General features: G+C 61.7%; 16 protein-coding genes. All 16 read right to left on the reverse strand.

The window, feature by feature from the left end; genetic code table 11:
- Positions 1 to 41: 41 nt before the first annotated feature.
- Positions 42 to 716, reverse strand: a complete 675-nt coding sequence (locus PSH90_RS12610) for a polysaccharide lyase family 7 protein (protein ID WP_305383000.1) — start codon at positions 714 to 716, stop codon at positions 42 to 44.
- Between the two features lie 27 nt (positions 717 to 743).
- Complete coding sequence (locus tag PSH90_RS12615; protein ID WP_056785604.1) at positions 744 to 1,928, reverse strand: MFS transporter; 1,185 nt, start codon at positions 1,926 to 1,928, stop codon at positions 744 to 746.
- A gap of 409 nt (positions 1,929 to 2,337) precedes the next feature.
- Positions 2,338 to 3,693: a family 16 glycosylhydrolase gene (locus tag PSH90_RS12620; RefSeq protein WP_305383001.1), complete on the reverse strand. Its 1,356-nt coding sequence runs from the start codon at positions 3,691 to 3,693 to the stop codon at positions 2,338 to 2,340.
- 152 nt (positions 3,694 to 3,845) lie between these two features.
- The gene (galE, locus tag PSH90_RS12625) at positions 3,846 to 4,901 is read right to left on the reverse strand and encodes a UDP-glucose 4-epimerase GalE (RefSeq protein ID WP_305383002.1); all 1,056 of its coding nucleotides are present in this window, start codon (positions 4,899 to 4,901) and stop codon (positions 3,846 to 3,848) included.
- A 31-nt stretch (positions 4,902 to 4,932) separates the two neighbouring features.
- Complete coding sequence (locus PSH90_RS12630; RefSeq protein WP_305383003.1) at positions 4,933 to 6,351, reverse strand: oligosaccharide flippase family protein; 1,419 nt, start codon at positions 6,349 to 6,351, stop codon at positions 4,933 to 4,935.
- Between the two features lie 17 nt (positions 6,352 to 6,368).
- Entirely contained in the window at positions 6,369 to 7,298 is a 930-nt protein-coding gene (locus PSH90_RS12635; protein ID WP_305383005.1) for a glycosyltransferase family 2 protein, read from the reverse strand.
- The gene (locus PSH90_RS12640; RefSeq protein WP_305383006.1) at positions 7,292 to 8,599 is read right to left on the reverse strand and encodes an O-antigen ligase; all 1,308 of its coding nucleotides are present in this window, start codon (positions 8,597 to 8,599) and stop codon (positions 7,292 to 7,294) included. The genes PSH90_RS12635 and PSH90_RS12640 overlap by 7 nt, the downstream gene beginning before the upstream one ends.
- A 1-nt stretch (position 8,600) precedes the next feature.
- On the reverse strand, positions 8,601 to 9,707 hold the full coding sequence (locus tag PSH90_RS12645) for a glycosyltransferase (protein ID WP_056785623.1): 1,107 nt from the start codon (positions 9,705 to 9,707) through the stop codon (positions 8,601 to 8,603).
- The gene (locus PSH90_RS12650) at positions 9,704 to 10,783 is read right to left on the reverse strand and encodes a glycosyltransferase (RefSeq protein ID WP_236168962.1); all 1,080 of its coding nucleotides are present in this window, start codon (positions 10,781 to 10,783) and stop codon (positions 9,704 to 9,706) included. Before PSH90_RS12650 ends, PSH90_RS12645 begins: the two co-directional genes overlap by 4 nt.
- Positions 10,784 to 10,794: 11 nt before the next feature.
- The gene (locus tag PSH90_RS12655) at positions 10,795 to 11,502 is read right to left on the reverse strand and encodes a WecB/TagA/CpsF family glycosyltransferase (RefSeq protein WP_305383007.1); all 708 of its coding nucleotides are present in this window, start codon (positions 11,500 to 11,502) and stop codon (positions 10,795 to 10,797) included.
- Positions 11,499 to 12,857 carry a UDP-glucose/GDP-mannose dehydrogenase family protein gene (locus PSH90_RS12660; RefSeq protein ID WP_236168960.1) on the reverse strand — a complete coding sequence of 453 codons (1,359 nt, stop codon included), beginning with the start codon at positions 12,855 to 12,857 and terminating at the stop codon, positions 11,499 to 11,501. Before PSH90_RS12660 ends, PSH90_RS12655 begins: the two co-directional genes overlap by 4 nt.
- A 46-nt stretch (positions 12,858 to 12,903) precedes the next feature.
- Positions 12,904 to 14,295 (reverse strand): undecaprenyl-phosphate glucose phosphotransferase, encoded by a 1,392-nt coding sequence (locus tag PSH90_RS12665; RefSeq protein WP_252878098.1) that lies wholly within the window; start codon positions 14,293 to 14,295, stop codon positions 12,904 to 12,906.
- A 66-nt stretch (positions 14,296 to 14,361) separates the two neighbouring features.
- Positions 14,362 to 16,671 carry a polysaccharide biosynthesis tyrosine autokinase gene (locus PSH90_RS12670; RefSeq protein WP_252878099.1) on the reverse strand — a complete coding sequence of 770 codons (2,310 nt, stop codon included), beginning with the start codon at positions 16,669 to 16,671 and terminating at the stop codon, positions 14,362 to 14,364.
- Between the two features lie 2 nt (positions 16,672 to 16,673).
- Positions 16,674 to 17,207, reverse strand: coding sequence for a polysaccharide biosynthesis/export family protein (locus tag PSH90_RS12675; RefSeq protein WP_305383009.1), 534 nt, complete (start codon positions 17,205 to 17,207; stop codon positions 16,674 to 16,676).
- A 12-nt stretch (positions 17,208 to 17,219) separates the two neighbouring features.
- Positions 17,220 to 18,380 (reverse strand): outer membrane beta-barrel protein, encoded by a 1,161-nt coding sequence (locus tag PSH90_RS12680; RefSeq protein ID WP_305383010.1) that lies wholly within the window; start codon positions 18,378 to 18,380, stop codon positions 17,220 to 17,222.
- A gap of 51 nt (positions 18,381 to 18,431) precedes the next feature.
- Positions 18,432 to 18,950 carry a transcription/translation regulatory transformer protein RfaH gene (gene rfaH / locus PSH90_RS12685; RefSeq protein ID WP_305383012.1) on the reverse strand — a complete coding sequence of 173 codons (519 nt, stop codon included), beginning with the start codon at positions 18,948 to 18,950 and terminating at the stop codon, positions 18,432 to 18,434.
- Positions 18,951 to 19,497: the final 547 nt, after the last annotated feature.

The following is a 19,497-nucleotide window of genomic DNA, read 5'->3' on the forward strand; positions in this document are numbered from 1 at the left end:
CTGCCAGCGAAAGCTACGCAGGCCCTTGTGCGTATGCGCCCCTAAGTATGCGAAATCAACAAGTCACTGATGATGCAGATCGAGCCATCCTCTGGCGGCGTGGCGTCGGTGTAGTCGATCTGGTTGTAGACCCCTCCGTGGAAATTGAACACCTGCGAATTCCAGGTTGAGTCGAGCTGCAAATCACCTGATGTTCCGACAACGCCGTTGTAGTCGACGGTGACGCGGGCCACGCCGGCAGAGTTGGCGCGAATGGTCACCTTGAATTTCGCGCCCAGCGGTACGCCCTTGAGCACCGTGGTGTTGACCGGGGTGGGCTGGTTGAAACTCTGGCGGAAGCCCATGGTGATGTTGCCTTTCTGCCAGAACACCTTGATGGCGGGGCTGTCGTCGTTTTTCACATGCATCTGCGAGATAACGACTTTCTGCGCAGAGTTGACCTTGGTCACGGTCATTTCCTGATAGTTGAGGTGGTCAGCGGCGCTGCTCAGCGACCAATAAAAGGATTCTTTCCATTCGCAGCGGGTGCGGTGAGTGCTCTTGCTCGAGGCGCCTTTGGTCGGCGCGGACAGTTGCAGGGATCCGTCGGGCAGCACCGTGACGATGCTCGGGAACTGCGCAATGGCCTCGGCGCCGTTGAGTTCCAGTGCCACCGGATTGGTTGCCGAGACGGGTACCGGGGTGGAGAGGGTGAGATTGCTGATGTTTACGGCCATGGTTTGTACTCCTGACGATAAAAATCATTAGCGACCCAAGCCTTCGGTGGATTGGCACATCTGTCTGCGCGGACTTTCACCATCTCTTGGGCACAGCACCATAGCGGCGCATGCGGCCGCCGCGAAAACACAAAGGGCAACGATTACGCCGGCAGCCTCCAGCACAGCGCCGAAAACCGGCGTGCCAGCGGTCTGACCGAGCGCCAGAAGCAGAAACGGAATGCCCAGTCCCAGGTCCGGGCGGTCCGGCAACAAACGAATGCCTTGCAGCAGATAAACGCCTGAAGAAACGATGTAGGCCGCGCCAAACAGGCACATCGCGGCGAGGCCCGATCCGGCGGAAACTGATGCGGCAGAAAGGCCCAATGTCCCGAGCGCGATCACGGCAAGCGCCAGATGCTGCATGCGTGCGACACCGAAGCGGCCAGTGAGCACGCCGGTCATGCAGCCGCTGATTCCCGCAGCGCCCAATACGATCCACGCCCACGCAATCGCCTGATCGGAGAAACCAGCCTTACTGCGCAAAATATCGGCGCCGAATGTCCAGATCGCCGTGCTCGCCAACCCCATCAGGAATGCACTGGCGCACAAAGGCAGTACGCCGGGTCGACGCAGCATTGCCAGCGAGAAGTTCTGCGCGACGTCACGCTCGACCCGGCGCGGTACCGCAAACCAGAGCCAGAGCGTAACGCCGATGCCGATCAAGGCAAACAGGGCATACAGCTGGCGCCATTGCCCGGCCGCCAATATCGCCGCAAAACCGGAAAAAACGATTCCCGCCGCTGTCCCGGCATTGATAAAACCATTGGCCCGCGGGCGATCCGCATCATCAAGACGCGCTGCCACCGCGCTGGCCAATGGCGGCGAAGTCAGACCCGTGCTCAATCCCGCCAGCGCCACACCACAGCCCAACGTCAGCCCCGACGAGGCCACAACCACCAGGCCCATCCCCAGCGTGGCCGCTGCACCGGCCATCACCGTCAACCCGCGCGGACTGATTTTGCCATTGCAGACAAACGTCGCAACGATGCCCACACAGTAAGCGGCGAACGCACTGCCACCGATCCAGCCGGCAGCGGTCACGCTGAGCGTCAGATCCTGACGAATCTGCGGCAGCAGCAGTCCATAGGCGAAGCGCGCCAGGCCATAGGACAACGCCGTCAGCGCGAACGCTGCCGCGACAAGATTGAGGCTGCGCCGGTCAAGACTCACGGTGAAATCGGATTGCTGGCAGGAAAGGTTGTCTCGACCGCATGCTCCGGTCTGGACCAGATGCGATCGGAGTTGGAGGGATCATTAGCCATGAGTGTCCTCGAGGATGTCTGTTGCTGGAGTGGTTATCGATTCTGATAACGGACTTGCACTTGGGTTTGATGATTTTCCAACACAGCCGATGGATGGTAGAGCAAAGGGCGAGGGCAGCCGCTCGGTTGGCTTGGCGCACGTCAACCTTTGCGAGCAGGATCGAGTGATGTTTGCGGGTATCGAGGGGCGGGGGATGGCGCTTGGAGAGAGGCGAGTTAGTGCAGGACGGCACGCCGGAAGAACTGCGCGAGCGTCAGGGAGTTTTCCGCGCGCGGTGGCGGATGCAAGCGAGGGTACAAAACCGTTGAACACAGCACTACTGCGCTGAGCGCGTCCAGACCCGCACGTAATCGATGCGAAACACCGACGGCAGGTCAGCATCGTCGACCACGCCGAACCAGTCCCACATCGCTTCGCTGTCGAAGACGATTTGCATCGGGAAATGCCAGTAGCTGTTCTTCGCCTCCCGGACCAATACGCCGTCGACGTACCAGCGCAAGGTCTCGGGTTGCCAGTCGAAACCGTAGACATGAAAGGTACTGGCCAGCCGCCAAGGGGCATTCCACGTGCTGCCGGAACTCAGGTGTTGATCATTCTGCGGTCTGGCCCAGACATGGGCGTTCATGTTGTACCGGCGGTCGAACGCTTCGTTGCGGGTTTTGCCGCCGATTTCGAAGATGTCGATTTCCGTGGCGTTGTCCGGAAGCCCGGTCCACGCCAGCCAGAACGCACTGGAGCCGGCAGAGTTCATCGGCTTCGCCCGGGCTTCGTAATAGCCGTACATGCCCCGTTCATGGGTACGCACCATCGCCGAGCTGTAATCCTTATAGCCCAGGGCTAGGTATTTTTCCGGCAAGGTCTGTTTGCGGAAAGTGATGTTCAGATTGCCGTTGCCGACCTTGGCGTTCTCCGGCAAAAACAGCGCCGGTTTGCGCCCGAGGGAATCGGTGCCGGTGGCGTTGTTGACGTGCCAGCGTTCGGCATCGAGGGCGCTGCCGTTGAATTCGTCGGACAGCCGCGTATCGCGTTTCCAACCGCCGGCATTGGCCTGGTCCGATAACGGCAGGTCGGGCGTAACGTGCGTCGGGGTCGGGCCTAATGGGCCGACGCGAGTCCAGGCATCGACCTGTTGCGGAATGGCGACCGCCCACTTTTGCGCCAGATACTCGAACACGTTGCGGCGTTCTTCCTGGCTGCTGAATGGGCGGTCATAAACCAGTACTTCGGCGATGTCACCGCGGAGGATTTCCGAGGTGCCCACCACATTGCGCGCCACCGCGAACGGGCCGATCGGCACGTCACTGGTTTCCAGCAACGCCAGCGCCGGCTCGTAGGCGGTGGTCTGCTGCACACTGATGCCGAAATTCGGTGCGACGTTGTCGTTGTCCGCCAGTTGCGGCCGCGAGCTGAACAGGCGCTGCCAGGCCTTGCCGCCGGCCTGCTCGGGCAAGCGCCGCGAGACGACGAACACCGTCACCGGGCCTTTGCTCGTGCGAATCGCCTGGCCCATGAATGCCGCTGTGCCGCTGAAGCGCACCACGCCGTGGCCGTTGAGGGCGTTGTCGACGCGCGTGGGCAATGTCGTCGCCGCGCGATTGTCGACGGTGACGTCATTGCCCTTGCCGGATTTATCCAGCCAGCGCACGACCTGGTTTTGCCCCTCCAGAGTCATCGAGGCGGGATCATTGCCGTCCAGCCACAGCACAGTCCGTCAGCCACCGGTTGGGGAATATTGGCGCGGGCGCCAGCGCTCAGCAGCAGCAAGACAAACAGCAAGCATCGTGATCTGTTCATGAGTCGTCCCTAACATGGATGTGCGCCGGTTCAGCTACCCACCGCCAGCAGCGGCGCCGGTTGCGGGCGGTAGCCCCATGGGTTGCTGGTCTGCCAGCGCCAGCTGTCGATGAGCATTTGCGTCAGCTCGCGTTGTGCCCGCCAGCCCAGCTCGCGCCCGGCCTTGCTCGCGTCGGCGCGGCACTCGGCGATATCTCCGGCGCGGCGTGGGGCGAAGCGGTAGGGAATGCGCAGGCCGGTGACGTCTTCGAAGGCGCTGATGATCTGCAATACGCTGTAGCCGGTGCCGCTGCCGAGATTCCACACGTGCAGGCCATGCTCGTCGTCCTGCAAAACCTGTAGCGCCTTGAGATGACCTTCGGCCAGATCCAGCACATGGATGTAATCGCGAATACAGGTGCCGTCGACTGTTGGATAGTCGTTGCCGTAAACGGTCAACGCAGCGCGCTGGCCGCTGGCAACCTCGGTCAGGCACGGCAGCAGATTGTTCGGCCGTCCATTGGGCGCTTCACCGATCAATCCGCTTTGGTGCGCGCCGATCGGGTTGAAGTACCGCAGCACGGCGATGTTCCAGCGCGCATCCGCGAGGGCAAGGTCGCTGAGCAATTCTTCGATCATCAACTTCGAGCGCCCGTAGGGATTAACCGGTTTGCCGGTGCCGTGCTCTTCGACGATGGGCATGCGGGCCGGCTCGCCGTACACCGTCGCCGAGGAACTGAACACCAGATTGAACACGTGGGCGCGGGCCATCACCTGACACAGGTTCAGCGTGCCGAACACATTGTTGGCGTAGTAATCCATCGGCCGGCGCACGCTTTGCGCAACCGCTTTGAGCCCGGCGAAATGCAGCACCGCGTCGATCGCGTAGGTGCTGAAAATCTCTTCCAGCAGCGCTGCGTCGCGGATATCGCCCTCGATGAAATCGACGTGCGAATGACTCAACAGCTCCAGCCGTGCGACTGCTTCGCGGCTGCTGTTGCACAGATTGTCGAGGATCAGCACCGAGTGTCCGGCTTCGATCAGTTGCAATGCCGTGTGCGAACCGATGTAGCCGGCACCGCCCGTGATCAACGTGGTTTTGCGCATGACGACGTGCTCCATTGCGAGGAAATCCGGCTCAGCGGGCGGTGAACACCAACTTGAATTCTTGCGGCCAGCGCGGGTGCAGCAGGCTGTAGGCCAAGGCATAGGTCAGCGTGCCGATGGCAATGTCGCCGGCCAGGTGCGCATAACCGGACAGGCCGGTCTGCCGCGACAGCCACATCACCACGACGACCATCACGGAAGAGGCAAGCAGGCTGCGGTAACTGGACTGAAAGAAGCTGCGCCAGTCGTAACCGATCGCGGCGTGCAGGCCGCGTACCTGCAACGGCGTGATCAGCAGCATGCGCAGCAGCAATGCCAGCGCCGCCGCCATGCCGCCGTAGGTCGCGCCAAGCAAATAGACCAGCGCCAGCGCGAGCAGGGTGGTGGCAACTTCCGCCTTGAGGGTCAAGTGCGTGCGATTGACCGCCACCAGCGCAGTGGTTGCATACAGCGCCAGATTGCCCAGCGCCGCCGTGCAGGCGAGCACTTGCAGCAAGGGAATCGCGTCGGCCCATTTCGCGCCGAAGATCAGCAGGATGATGTCTTCGGCGGTCAGGGCGATGCCGAAGAACAGCGGCGTGAGCACGAAGCCGCTGATCGCCGTGGAATCGCCAATCATCCCGATCAGCCGCGCCGGTTCGGCACTGCGCCGGGCGAACACCGGCAAGGCGTAACTCATCAAGCCGTTGTAGATCGCCGAGCGCGGCAGATCGATGATGCGCATGGCCAGATTGAACATGCCCACCGCGTGCGCCCCGGCAGTCAGGCCAAGAATCAGATTGACGCCGCGTTGCAGGGTTTGCGAACTCATCACGTTGACGCAGACCGGCAGACCGGAGCGCAGCAGTTCGCCCAGCACCTGGCGGTCGATCAGCAAGGGAATGCGCCGACGTTCGCTGCGCATCAGCACCAGCGTGGAAACGCCGTCCATGATCAGCGCTTGGGCAACCACCGCCCACGGGCCGAAACCCAGCAGCGCAACAGCCACGCCGCCAACCCCGCCAGCCACTTTGCCGAGCAAGGTGCGCGAGGCCAGCAGCTTGAAATTGCCGCTGCGGCGCATCTGTGCCACATACACCCGCGCCATCAGGGTGAAAAGGATTTTCACCGAGGCCACAGCGGTCATCCAGCGCAGCGCGGTGGACGGCGTATAGAGCACGACCGCCAGCGAAATCAACGCGATCGATAGCAGGCTGACCAGCACCGCAAACCAGAACACGCTGCTGATGTGTTTGTCTTCCATCCGCTGCAGGCGCACCAGCGGGTCTTCCAGCATCGACGAGAACAGAATGCCGACCACTTCGACCACGGCGATGATCAGCGTGCCGATGCCCAGCTCAGTCGGCGTCAGCAGATGCGCGTAGACGACAAAGGTAATCATCGACAGAAAGATCAGGCCGAACTTCTCGGTGAAAATCCATGCGAGGGTCATCAGGCGACGGTTGGCCATGGCGCGATCCCTGAAATTCAGCGGCTGTTGCCCAGACTTTTGAAGCAGGCGTAGAGGTAGCGCAGGGTCGGTTTGCCCCGGGAGAACAACAGCGTCTGCCACGAATGCCCGAGCATCTGCCGGAACACCTCGATGACCCGGCGATGATCGCCGCGCCGGGAAAAGGCATTGAGAAATTCCGCGTGATTGGCGAGGACGAAATAGATCCGCTGCTGCTGGTTCAGCCGGGTGCCGTAACGCGCCAGGTACAGCTGGATGAAGCGCAGCTTGTGCGGGTAATACTTGTGCGGTTGCGCGGTGATGTTGGCGGCATTGACGGCGCGCCAGTGCAGAATCTGCGGCACGCTGTGGATCTCGCTGATTTCCGCGATGCGCGTCCACAACAGGCGATCTTCAGCGAAGCGCAGGCTCTGATCGAAGCCGCCAATGGCGACGATGATCTCGCGCAGGGCGAGTACGCCGGAGGTGCCGTTGATGATGTTCTCGCGCATGAAGTCGGCAAAGTGCTCGCCGTGTTTACAGCGATCCTCCAATTGGCGTTTGCCATCACTGAATTCGCTCATCTGAAAGCAATCGATCAAACCGACTTTGCGTCCCTGTCGGGTCAATTCCGCGTGCAGTGCCAGTTGTTTTTGCAGTTTTTCCGGATGCCAGCGGTCGTCGGCATCAAGGAAAGCGATAAAGGTTTCTTCGGCGCTGAACACGCCGCGATTGCGTGCACTGGCCGGGCCTTGGTTGGGCTGCTGCAACAGCACGATGGGGAAGGGCGCGGCGTACTGCCTGACGATCTCTGGCCCGGCATCGCTGGAACCGTCATCAACGACAATGACTTTGTCCGGCGGGCGGGTCTGTGCGCACACCGAGTCCAGTGTGCGTTGAATGCTGGCGGCGGCGTTGTACAGCGGAACCACCACGCACACGGTGACGGCCGAGGGATCATTCAGCATGGGCGTTGTTCCCGGAAAGTGCCGCGCATTGGCCGAGCATTCGCCGCTGGCAGCGGCTGCGGACGGGCGACGAGGTGGTGGCGGAAGGTCAGGCTGAGCACGCAGAAAATCAGGAACTCACCCGAGCGATAGTTGGGGATCACGTAGGCGACGTAATTGGTAACGACGAACAGGCCGATGATCACCAGCGCACAGGCCTGATAGCGCGCGGACTGATCTGCGGTGATTGCGCGATAGCGCTTGCTCAGGGCCTGGGCAAACATCAGCAGCAGGGCGATCAACTGAATCAGGCCGCCATTGAGCAGGGTTTCGACGTAGCCGCTGTGCGCGTTGCCGATGTAGCCCCAGCGCGTAATGAACGCATCTGCATCGGCACTGGCCCAGAACGCGCCGAAACCATAGCCCTTGAGAAATTGCGCATCGATCAGCGGCTGCAACAGCTCCCAGATCAACGTGCGGTCAGTGAGTGACGGGTCGCGGCCGACCAGTTCCAGCAGCATGGCGTAGTTGGCGTAAAGCACCCCACACAAGAGGAAGAACACCAGCGTGGCGGCGGTGAAGGCCAGCAGTGAGCGGTTGATGCGCAGCCGGATCAGCGTGATGAAGTAGGCGTAACTGGCGGTGCCGGCGACGATCAGCGCAATCGCCGTGGCTGACTGCGCCAGACCGATGGCGATCAGCGCGAACAGCCCATACAGCATGGCCAGCGGGTTGCGCTGGCGGATCATCGGCAGCAGCAACAGGATCGCAATCGCGTTCAGGCGTGCGCCAGCGTTCTTTTCCGCGAACACCCCGCGAAAGGCCCCGTCACGGATGCCGCCGGAAATAAAGGCGATGTCCGGGCGAATCACGGCGAAGATCAACCCGACTAGCGCCGCTGCACCGATCACGCAGCCAAACAGAAAAGCGATCCGCTCGATGCTGTAGCGCCAAGCGATAAAACCGGCAAAAAACACCACGCTGAGCAGCGCAACGAAACGCTTGAAACTGAGCATCGGCTCGCTCGACCAACTGATCGACGCCGCCACGCAGCCGAGAAACAACAGCAAAAACAGGTTCTGCCGGTAGAAACTCTTGCTGAGGAACACTTTGTGGCGAATGAAGAAGAAGAGCGGCACCAGCAACGTCAGCAAGCCGCAGACCTGATTGGCCAGATTGCCTTCCAGATCCTGCTGGGCATCGTCCAGCGTGCTCACATTCCCCAGGCGCAGAAAGAAGCCGATCACTTGCGTATAGAACAGCACGCCAAACAAGGTGAAGGCGTCGGCCAGTGTCGAATAACGCACTTGCAGGCGGTTCATCTCAGCGCCTCCCGAGTAACGCCTTGAGGTAGGTCTGCACCGCGCGGCCGCTGACGAAGCGCGCGGCGGCATCAATCCGCCGCTGGCGATGCAGGGCTCGTGGCGCGGCCATTTGTGCGCTGATTGCGCTGGCGAGGGCGGCCGGATCGTCCACCTCGACCAAGGGGGCGACGGCGCCATCTGCGAGGATTTCCTGCGGGCCGTACGGGCAGCGGGTCGCCACGACCGGCGTGCCGGTCGACAGGGCTTCGACCAACGCGTTGGGGCTGCCCTCGAAACGCGACGACAGGACGAAACAGTCCGCTCGGGCAATCTCGGCGATAGGGTCACTGGCGTATCCCGGTAGATCGCAACGCTCTGCGACGCCGAGCGCTGTCGCTTGGGCCAGCAGTTCGCCGCGCAGGGCGCCTTCGCCGAAGATGATCAGCCGCGCATTGCCTTGCGGCAGGCGGGCGAAGGCGTCGATCAAAGTGTCGAAGCCTTTTTGCTGCGCCAGGCGTCCTACAGCGACGATCACCGGAGTGGTTTTGGCCTTGAGCCAGGGATGGCTGGGCGCGGCGGCGGGTTTGTCACGAAAATCGTTGTCGAGCACCGGGTTGTCAGCGGTCGTCACATCGCGCGCACGGGCGATGGTGGTGTCGACCAGATCCTCGGCGACGCCTTGTGACACGCAGATCACCGGGTTGGGAATCAGCCGGTACAGCCACGGCGCCAGCCAGTAGGCGAGCTTGACCGACAATGCCGGGTTGACGTGTTTGTCCCGCGAAAAGGCATTGCGCTCGCTGACATGCAGCCGCGCCAGCGTCCCGGACAGCGCGGCGGCGGCAATCGCCACGACGTTGACGTGGGTGAGGGCAGCCAGTTGCGCGTCGTACTGATTGCTGCGTAAAAACCGTGTCAGTGCCGGCACAGCCGCCGCGCTGCGCGGACTGTCGAGCAGCACTTGTCTGACTCGTGGGTCGAGCGCCGGCTGATTGATGCCGGCACCGGTGAGCATCAGCAGCGTGACTTCGTTGCCGGCCTCAACCAAGGCACCGGCGAGGCGCACCATCATTTTCTCCGCGCCGCCGGCGCCGAGGTCCTGGAGAATGATCAGCAGCTTTTTCATCGGTTCCACACCTGGTAATAAGCCTGCGCGGCGTACTGGCTGGTATAGGGCAGGATCGCGTCGCTGACTGAGCGTCGGGGCGGCGGCTCGGGTTCGCGGCTGGCCAGACTGTCGAGCAGCGCCTCGGCCAGGGCTGGCACATCGTTGACCTTGACCAAACGCCCGAGGCGTCCATCGTCGAGCAACTCGCGCGGACCGCTGCCGCAATCGGTGGAGATCACCGGCGTACCCAGCGCCAGCGCCTCGACCAGTACCGTCGGCAAACCTTCGTGCAATGAGCTGAGCACCAACAACTGCGCATGGCGGATCAGCGGATAGGGATTGCGCAGATGCCCGGTGAAATGCACCAGGCGTTCGATGCCCAGCCGTTGTGTCTGCGCTTCAAGCGCTGCGCGTAACGGCCCGTCGCCGGCAATTACCAGATAGGGCAGCGTGCGTTGTTGCGCCGCCAGGGCGTAGGCGTCGAGCAGCAGCGCGAAGCCCTTGGTTTCCGCTAGCCGGCCGACACCCAGCCAATAATGATGGGGCACGCCACCGGGCAACGGCGCCTGTGCCGCGCGCAACAGTTGCTCGCTGATCACCGCGTTCGGGCAATAACGGATGCGCGGCTGGCCCCACGGCATCAACCCGGCAAGGGACTGGCGCAGACCGTGGGACACCGCGACCACCTTGCCGCTGCCGCACAGGTACAGCGCGTACAACAGACGCAGGCTGGCGCGCCCGGTGTTCTGTTCGGCGCAATCCAGCGCGGCGTGGCGGGTGTAGATGACTTTGCAGGCACTGCCCAGGGTGGCGAACCAGGTGCAGAGGTTGGCCTGCTCCTTGGCGCCAATCAGATGCGTCACGCCCTCACGGCGGATCAGCCGGCGCAGCAGCACGATCGATTTCAGCCAGCCCGCGAGCCCACTGCCGCCACCGGCCATGCTCGGCGCGCCGTCGACGTTGGGCGAGTCGCCGTTCATGACGAAAAAACTCACCCGCCGGCCGTCCGCCAGAAACTGCTCGGCGAGGCGTTGCTGCACGCACTCGACGCCGCCGCCAGTCTGGTAATCCTTGAGCGTGAACAGAATATGCATCGGCACAATCCTCATGGGGCAGTGACATTGATTGCCACTTGCTGGCGCAGAATCAGTTCGGTCAGGCGCAGGGCATTGCTCGGGTAGTCGAGCAGGTAGCGCTTGATCGTGTGCGGCTCGCGGTACATGCGGTAGAAGGCGCGCAGGTGCAGGCGGTTGATGGCGTCGGGGTAGTAACGCTCGCTGGCATTGGCCTCCTGACGAATGAAACCGCCGCAGGTGAACGCCACGCCGCTGAAACCACCGCGCAGTGCTTCGAGGATAAAGCGCTCCTGCAGACCGGCGCCAAGGCCGACCAGCAGCAGGTTGGTGCGTTGTCGGCGGATGTCAGCTTGAATTGCCGCACCTTGTTCGGCGTCGAAGTAACCGTTGTGCGCGCCGACCAGTTGCAGGCGCGGGTACTGCATACCGAGCTTGTCAACGAAACGATCAAGCTCGGCCTGCCGCGCACCGACCACGTAGACGCGTTTGCCGCGCTGCTCGGATTCACGCAACACCGGATCGGCAATCGAGGTGAAATCGAAACTGACCCGCTGCACCGCGCGCCCGGTGATGCGCGACATGAACCCGGACATCAGCATGCCGTCGCAAAAATACGCCAGCGACGACGGCGGCTGGCGGATGAAACTGCCGATCGAGGCGAAGTTGAGAAAGGAGAAGGCCCGGTTGGATTCCAGCAGCGCTGGCGAATAACGATCCAGCAGTTCCAGGCGGATCATGACGCGAGATCCTGTGCTTGGGCGGCGCAGGTTGGCCGGCCGACGCTGATGTAGGTGAAACCGCGTGCGCTGAGGCGTTGCGGATCGAACAAATTGCGGCCATCGAAGATCAGCGGATTTTTAAGCTGGCGGGCGAGCAGTTCGAAGTCCGGCGCGCGAAACGCTTGCCACTCGGTGACGATCACCAGCGCGTCGGCATTTTTCAGCGCCGCCTCTTTGGTGCCGGCCAGCGTCAGGTCATCGCGCGGGCCGTAAAGCTGCTGCGCCTGTTCCATGGCTTTCGGGTCGAACGCCTGCACGCTGGCGCCGGCTCGCCACAACGCTTCCATCAACACGCGGCTGGGGGCCTCGCGCATGTCGTCGGTATTGGGCTTGAAGCTCAGGCCCCACAGCGCGAAGGTTTTGCCTTCCAGCGCGCCGTTGAAGTGCTCGGTGATCTTGTGGAACAGCGTGCTTTTCTGCTCGTTGTTGCGCGACTCGACTGCGCGAAGCAGGCGCGCATCGATGTCGACGCCGTGGGCGGCGTGGATCAGTGCACGCACATCCTTGGGAAAACACGAACCGCCATAACCGATGCCGGGGTAGATGAACTGGTAGCCGATGCGCGGATCCGAGCCGATGCCATGGCGAACCATTTCGATGTCGGCGCCAAGCTTTTCGGCAAGCCCGGCCATCTCGTTCATGAAACTGATCTTGGTCGCCAACATGCAGTTGGCGGCGTACTTGGTCAGTTCGGCGCTGCGCACATCCATGACGATGATTTTTTCGCGGTTGCGATTGAACGGTTCGTAGAGCTCGCGCATCAGCGCTTCGGCGCGCGGGCTGTCGGTGCCGATGATGATCCGGTCGGGGCGCATGCAGTCGTCGACCGCGCAACCTTCCTTGAGAAATTCCGGGTTGGAAACCACATCGAAGGTCAGTGCACCACGCCCGCTTTCGCCGAGGATGGCGCTGATGCATTCGCGCACCCGGTCCGCCGTGCCCACCGGCACCGTGGATTTGTCGACGATGATCTGCTCGCCGCGCAGGTGTTCGCCGATGGTACGGGCGACGCTGAGCACATGTTTGAGATCCGCCGAGCCGTCCTCGTCCGGCGGTGTGCCGACGGCGATCAGCAACACATCGCCGTGCTTTACCGCAGCGGCCAGATCACTGCCGAATTGCAGACGGCCGCTGTGATGATTGTCCCGCACCAGGCTTTTCAGACCCGGCTCGTAGATGGGCAGAGTGCCGTCGTTCAAGGCCTGCACCTTGGCCGCGTCGACATCCACACACAGCACGTTGTGGCCGACCTCGGCCAGCGCGGCGCCCTGGACCAGTCCGACATAACCGATACCGAATACACTCACATTCATGGGAAAACCTCATGCGTGGCGGGGTGGGCCAGAGCGCTGGCCGCTGTCAGTAGATGTTTTTCGAGAACAGGGTGAAGGGCGTCTTCAGGAGGATCTTGATGTCCAGCCACAGCGACCATTGATTGATGTAATTGAGGTCTTGAGCGACCCGGCGCTGCATCTTTTCCACGGTCTCGGTTTCGCCGCGGTGCCCGGTGATCTGCGCCAGACCGGTGATGCCAGGCTTGAGCCGATGCCGTGCCATGTAGGCGCGCACCTTGCCGGTGTAATAGATGTTGTGGGTGACCGCGTGCGGACGCGGCCCGACCAGCGCCATGTGGCCGAACAGCACGTTGAACAGTTGCGGCAGCTCATCGATGGAGCTGCGCCGCAGAAAGCGTCCTAGCGGTGTGACGCGGTCGTCGTCGCGGGTGGCCTGACGCACTTGCTGATCGTTGTGCACGCGCATCGAACGAAACTTCCACACGCGGATCACTTCGCCGTCGCAGCCATGGCGGTTCTGCTTGAACAGCACCGGCCCCGGCGAGCTCAGCTTGACCGCGATGGCCACGCCGAGCAGCAGCGGGCTGAGCAGAATCAGCGCCACCGCAGCGACGCTGCGTTCAAACAGGTCCTTGCAGAACAGGCTGCCGGGGTGCGAGGTGAGCAGGCTTTCGTTGAGATAGATCGCCGGCATCCGCTCGATCTCGGAGATCGAATGATTGAGCAAGACCATGCTGCCCAGATCCGGAATCCACACCACGTCGACGTTCATGTCGAGCAGATTGATGTACAACGCTTCGATCGTCGCCGCCTCGGCCATCGGCAGCACGATGTACACCCGCCGCGCCTGCAAGCGCGTGATGATTTCGCGGATGTCCTCGACTTCACCGAGCAGCGGCAGAATGCTCGGCGCCGGGCCGCTGTCGGCTTTCGCCGCGACAAACCCGAGCAGTAACGCGCGATCCGGGTCGAGGAGTTTGCGCGCCAGTTCATGGGCGGTCGGGCAGGTGCCGATGATTACCGCGCGGCGCTCGTTGCAAATCATTTTGGTGTACATGCGCACGAACAGATGCAGCGGCAGAAACGTCGCCGCCTGGGCGAGAAAACCGACCACCGCCCAGACAATCACCACCTGCCGGGAGAACAACGCGCTGGTCTGGGTGACGAAGGCGATGCTCATCAGCAGTCCGAGCAGAATCAGCCAGCCGGCCAGCAAACGGCCGAGCCCGACCAGCAGGCCATGACGTTTGTGGTAGACCTGAACGAGGCTGTAGACCGGCATCGAGCCGAGCACCGTGAGGATGATCAGTAGCCGGTATTCACTGGGCAAGGCGCCGATGCGCCAGTGGACCAGAACAATCAGCAACAGATTGACCAGGGTCATTGCGCACAACCATTGCCCCCAGAAGGTGAGGCCGCGACGGTGTGCCATTTGCGCGGAATATTGCGAGGTCATCGGCGCGATCTCCGATTCATCGAACAGGGAAGGACAGGCTGCGGCCGGGCGGCACGGCCCGAAGGATCAGCGCGGGGCGAAGTCGTAGTCGTAGAAGGAACGGGAATGGCCATGGCCGTACTTGCGCGCCTTGCGCAGATCGACCTGATTGAGCACCACGCCGAACACCGGCGCTTGGCTCTGCTGCAACACGGCAATGCTCTTGCGCACCTGGCCGACCGGCGTGCTCTGCGCCTTGACCACGTAGATCACCGCATCGGAATGCTGCGCCAGCAACAGCGCGTCACTGACGATTTCCGCTGGCGGCGAATCGATGATGATGTGCCGGTAGCGCGACTTGAGAATCTGCAACAGCCGACCGAGGCGCGGTGAGCTGAGCAAGTCCTGCGCGGGGGCCACGGCGTTGCTCGAACTGCTCGAGGCTTTCAAGCGTGGTGCCTCGAACGGGTCCAGAGCTGCGGGCGTCAGGCAGCCGGCCGGGAGCATGTCCAGATTACCGACACTGCGAATGCAGTCTTCCAGCCGCGCGCTGCCGGCCATGAGGTTGGCGAGGCCGGGGCTCTGCGGCGGGAAATCGAAATTCAGCGACAGCGTCGGCTGCCGCATGTCGGCATCGATCAGCAGCACCCGTTCCAGTGGCGCCAGTGACGAGGCAAGGTTGTTGGCGATGGTACTTTTGCCTTCGCCCGACACCGAGGAAGTGACGAGCACCACCTGCGCCGGGCGTTCGTTGTTCTGCAGCATCAGCCAGGTGCGCAGGTTGCGGATGGTTTCGCAGAAGCGCGGGTGGTCGTTGTCTTCGAACAGCCGCGCCAACTGTCGCCGGCTCTTCTTCATCACCAGCGGCACGACGCTGAGCAACGGCACATTGAGCAGACTCTCGACGGTGTCGTCGGTCTTGAAGGTATTGCTGAGCGTATCGAAGAGGAAGGCGAGGGCGACGCCAACCACCGCAGCGACCAGCGCAACAATCGCGAGAATCAGGTTCTTGCGCGGTTTGCTCGCTTCCAGCGGTGCGATCGCCGGGTCGACGATGCGCGCCTTGGCCGAATCCATGTCCGAAGTGGCGGCGGTTTCCTTGAGGCGGGTGACGAAGGTTTCATACAGCGCGCGGGTGCTGTCGACTTCACGCTGGAATTCGCGCAGCTGGAATTCCTTGCGCGAAATGTCCTGAATCTGCGCTTTGTTGCTGTTGAAGGATTTGCGCAGGGCGTCTTCGCTGGCCACCGCCAATTGGTATTGACGCTCGATGCCGGCGACCACTTGCTGCACTTGCAGGCGCAGACTGTTGGCGGCGGTGCGCTGTTCGGAACGGGCGGATATCAGCGCCGGGTGTTTCGGCCCGTAGCGGCCCGACAACTCTTCGACTTTGGCCTGAGCCTTGGCCAGGTCGGCCTGGAACTGCTGAATCAGCGGATTGCTCAGCACTGCCGGCACGCTGGACAAACGGCTGATGTCGCCGTTGCTCAAGGCTTGCGCCTGACGGAACTGGCTCTCCGCTTCAGCACGGTCGCGGCGCGCATCGATCATGCGGTTGCCGGTCATCTGCAGCTCGTTGGCACTGATGGTGGCGACACCGTCGACATCGACCAGACCCTGTTCCTCGCGGTAGGCCTGCAACTTGTTTTCGGCAACGCGCAGGTTGTCGCGCAACTCGACCAGGCGGGTGTTCATCCAGCTGGTGTTGTTTTGCGAAGACTTGAGGCTGGTGTCCTGCTGGCTGTCGATAAAGCCTTGGGCGAGGGCGTTGGCCACCGCCGCAGCGAGTGCCGGGTCGGGCAGTTCGACGTCGATCTCCAGCAATTGACTCTTGCCGACAAACTTGACGCTGGTGTGCAGCATCAGGTTTTGCGTGACGTCGTTGAACACCTGTTCTTCAGTCGCTGGCGGCTTCGGCGGCGGCAACAGGTCCAGCCATGGCAGCCATTGGTCGCGATTGAGCTCCGCCAGCCATTGGCGCGGGGTGAACCAACTCTGCGCCTGCTGGCGTGGATCGGTGACCGGGTGGGTGGTGAGGCCCAGTTTGCGTACGGCGCGCTCGGCCAGCTCCCGCGATTGCAGCAGCGCTTGCTGGGTCTGCAAGTAATCGGTGGTGGTCGCGCCACCGGCTTCGGCGGCTTGCTGAAAACTCATCACGGGCGGCGTCTTGTCCTTGATCAGCAACGTCGCACTGCCGACATATTGCGGCGTGATGAACGACAGCGCCACCACGGCCAGCGCGCAACTGAGCAGCACAAGCCAGGCGATGTTCCACTTCGCCGACCAGATCACCCGCCACAGATGCAGCAGATCAAGGGTGTCCGACTCGTCGGCGGCTTGCGTTGGCAAGTGGCCCTGGAGCGGACGTTCGAGGTAGGTGCTTGGGCTGTTGTCCATGATCAGAAAAAGCCTTGTGCAATGGAAATGGTGTCGCCGGGGGCGATGACGGTGGTGCGCGAGACGTTTTCAGTGACCGGCGGGCCGCCACTGCCGCGCAAAATCGTCACGCGTTTCATTGAGGCGCGTTCGGTCAGGCCGCCACCCAGGGCGATGGCTTTTTCCAGAGTGAGACCGGGCTGGAAGGGATAACTGCCGGGCTTCTGCACCTCGCCGTTGATGTAGAACGGGCGGTATTCGATCTGGCTGAGGCTGACTTTCGGATCGACCAGATAGCCTTGCCTGAGGCCATCGACGATCTTCTGTTCGACCTGATTGGGCGTCAGGCCCTTGGCGACGATTTCGCCGAGAAACGGGTAGGAGAACGTGCCGGCATCATTGAGGCGAATCTTCTTGAAGCTCAGTTCCGGCTCGCCGAACACGATGATGCGCAAGACATCGCCAGCGGCCAAGCGGTAATGGGTGTCGGTGTCCGCCGCCTCGACCGTGGGCACTGTCCAGAGCAGCAACAACAATAAAATCAGGCGCGTGTGCATGGCCCAACCCTCCTAAAGACTGACGTCGAACGTGATCTGGAAAACATTGCGGGTGAAGCTTTCGTTGTCGGCATCGGAGTCGTTGTCGCGGTGGCGGTAGGCGACTTCGACGTCCAGCCAGCGGCGCATTGCGTAATTCACGCCGAGTTTGTAGTCCTGCAAATCGTCGCTGCGGTCCTGGCCTTCGTAGACGTAATGACCCATGCCGGCTTCGGCGACGGTGGTGATGCGCTCGGTCCAGCCGTGGCGCCAACCGATCTGGGTGAAGGTGGCTTTCACCGCGTCGGAGCCGTCATCGCCTTCGGCCATGGCCTGGCGCGCGAGAAAGGTGAAGGTCGAGTAGGTGCGCGGTTTCCACGCCAGATCCACTTGCCAGGTGGGGTTGCTCAGGTCGTCGGAACCGCTCTGGTCGAAATTCTTTCGCTCGTAACCGACGCGCAGCTTGCCGGTGGTTTTCGCTGTCATGTCCCACTCGGCCCCAGCCAGCACCGCGTCGGAGCGACTGCTGCGCGGGCTGTTCGATTGCAGGTAATCGAAGCGGGTGTGGTCGTATTCGAGCAGGCCACGGGTCTTGCTGCCGAGGCGGTGATACCAAGTGCTGGACAGATTGCTGGTGTTGCGCTCCTTGTCATCGTTGATGCCGTCGGCGTTGTCATAGCGAAGCTGTGCGTAACTGGCGCCGAGGTCGATCTGGTTCAGCGCACTGCGCGCGCCGAAGGTGTAGACGCCGCCGACGCGCTGGCTCTCGATTTTGTCGTTGATGCCGTCGACGGCGGTCGAGGTGGTGCGCTCGTACTTGCGTGCCTCGGCTTCGAGTTTCAGCCGATGCCGGTCGGTGAACTCCATGATGCTGTCGGCGCGCAGACGCTGGGCGGTGTTCGAAGCGTCCGAGGCGCTGTGGTAGATGTAGCGGGTCGGCTCCCAGATCACCCGCGTGGCGCTGTTGCGGTCCTCGGCTTTGAGCTCGAAGGCCGGCGCCAGGCGGGTGACCATGGTCGATTCGACATCGTGTTCGACTTCACGAAAGTTGTCGTCGTAGCTTTCCGACAAGGCAAAGGTCGGGGTGAAATCGAAGCCGTACACATTGATCGCTTGCGGCTCAACGCTCCAGGCAGCTTCGGGGGCACAGCATGCGACGACTAAAACCAGGGAACAGCGAGGCTTCAGAGCCATGGATCACGCTCCTGATTAAGGGGGTCGGGGTCAGGGCGAAGCGGATCCGGACTATTGTCGCTGGCGTTCGAGGTAACTCAGCGGGACGCTGACGTGCTGTTGGCGGTTGAGGAAATTGAGCAGGATCATTACCCGCTCATCGCCCTGCATGGACAGGAACACGCCTTCGAGCGGGGACAGTGGACCCTGGACGATTTGCAGAGGTTCGCCGGGCTTGAGTGTCGGTTCCGCAGGAAAGCCGATCGACTCCTGACTGCGCTCACGCAATTGCGCGATCACGTCTTCATCGACCCGGGCGGGCACATGGTTGAATTCGACGATGCGGCTGACACCACGGGTCGAGCGAATCGGTGCCCAGTTGTCGTCGCGGCTCAGTTGAATGAACACGTAGCCGGGAAACAGCGATTCCAGTGTTCGTTGGCGTTTGCCACGAATACTTCGCTCGCTCACCAGCTGCGGCCGAAAGGTCGAATAGTTCTGTTGCTGCAGATTGAGTTGTGCCCGTTCATCCTGGCGGGGCTTGCACTGCAATAAATACCAGTTAGAGCCGTTGCGGCAAACCGTTAGCATGCTGGAGTACTCCATACATAGCGATCGTGTAAGCAGGGCGGCCGATAACGTGGGACTAGCCGCCAAGCTTGCTAGTAGGTAGTAGGCTGATCAAGGCAAAGTGCCGAGCCAGATGCATCAATGTTTATTGGCAGAAGAAGTGTTTCAAAAATGAATCAACTTGGTTGGTTATTGTTATATCCGTGGCCGTCTTGGCTATAACGAATCGGCGCGCTTTCATTCAGGCAAAGCTACCGCACGGTTCGCAGTTGCGACCTTCAGGATCTAATTACATAAGTAGCCGGAGAGCAGAAAAGTGCGCGGCGGCGCGAGCTCTTCGGGCAGTGCTAAGTTATCGACCAGTCTTTGCAAGCTGTCAATTAATAACAGTCAAAAAGACTGCCTTTCATCCGCTGATAATGGCCGTGTTTCGTAAGTCATTGTTTGTGAACGGTGAAATTTATTCGTCGGATTTTTTAAACTTTTCGAAGTTATTGAAGTCGCGGGTGTTAGATGGCGTCCGTGATAGCAAATTAGTTTCAATCTTACATCTTTCGATTCATCGGCA

This window comes from Pseudomonas sp. FP1762, assembly GCF_030687105.1.
GTDB lineage: Bacteria > Pseudomonadota > Gammaproteobacteria > Pseudomonadales > Pseudomonadaceae > Aquipseudomonas > Aquipseudomonas siliginis.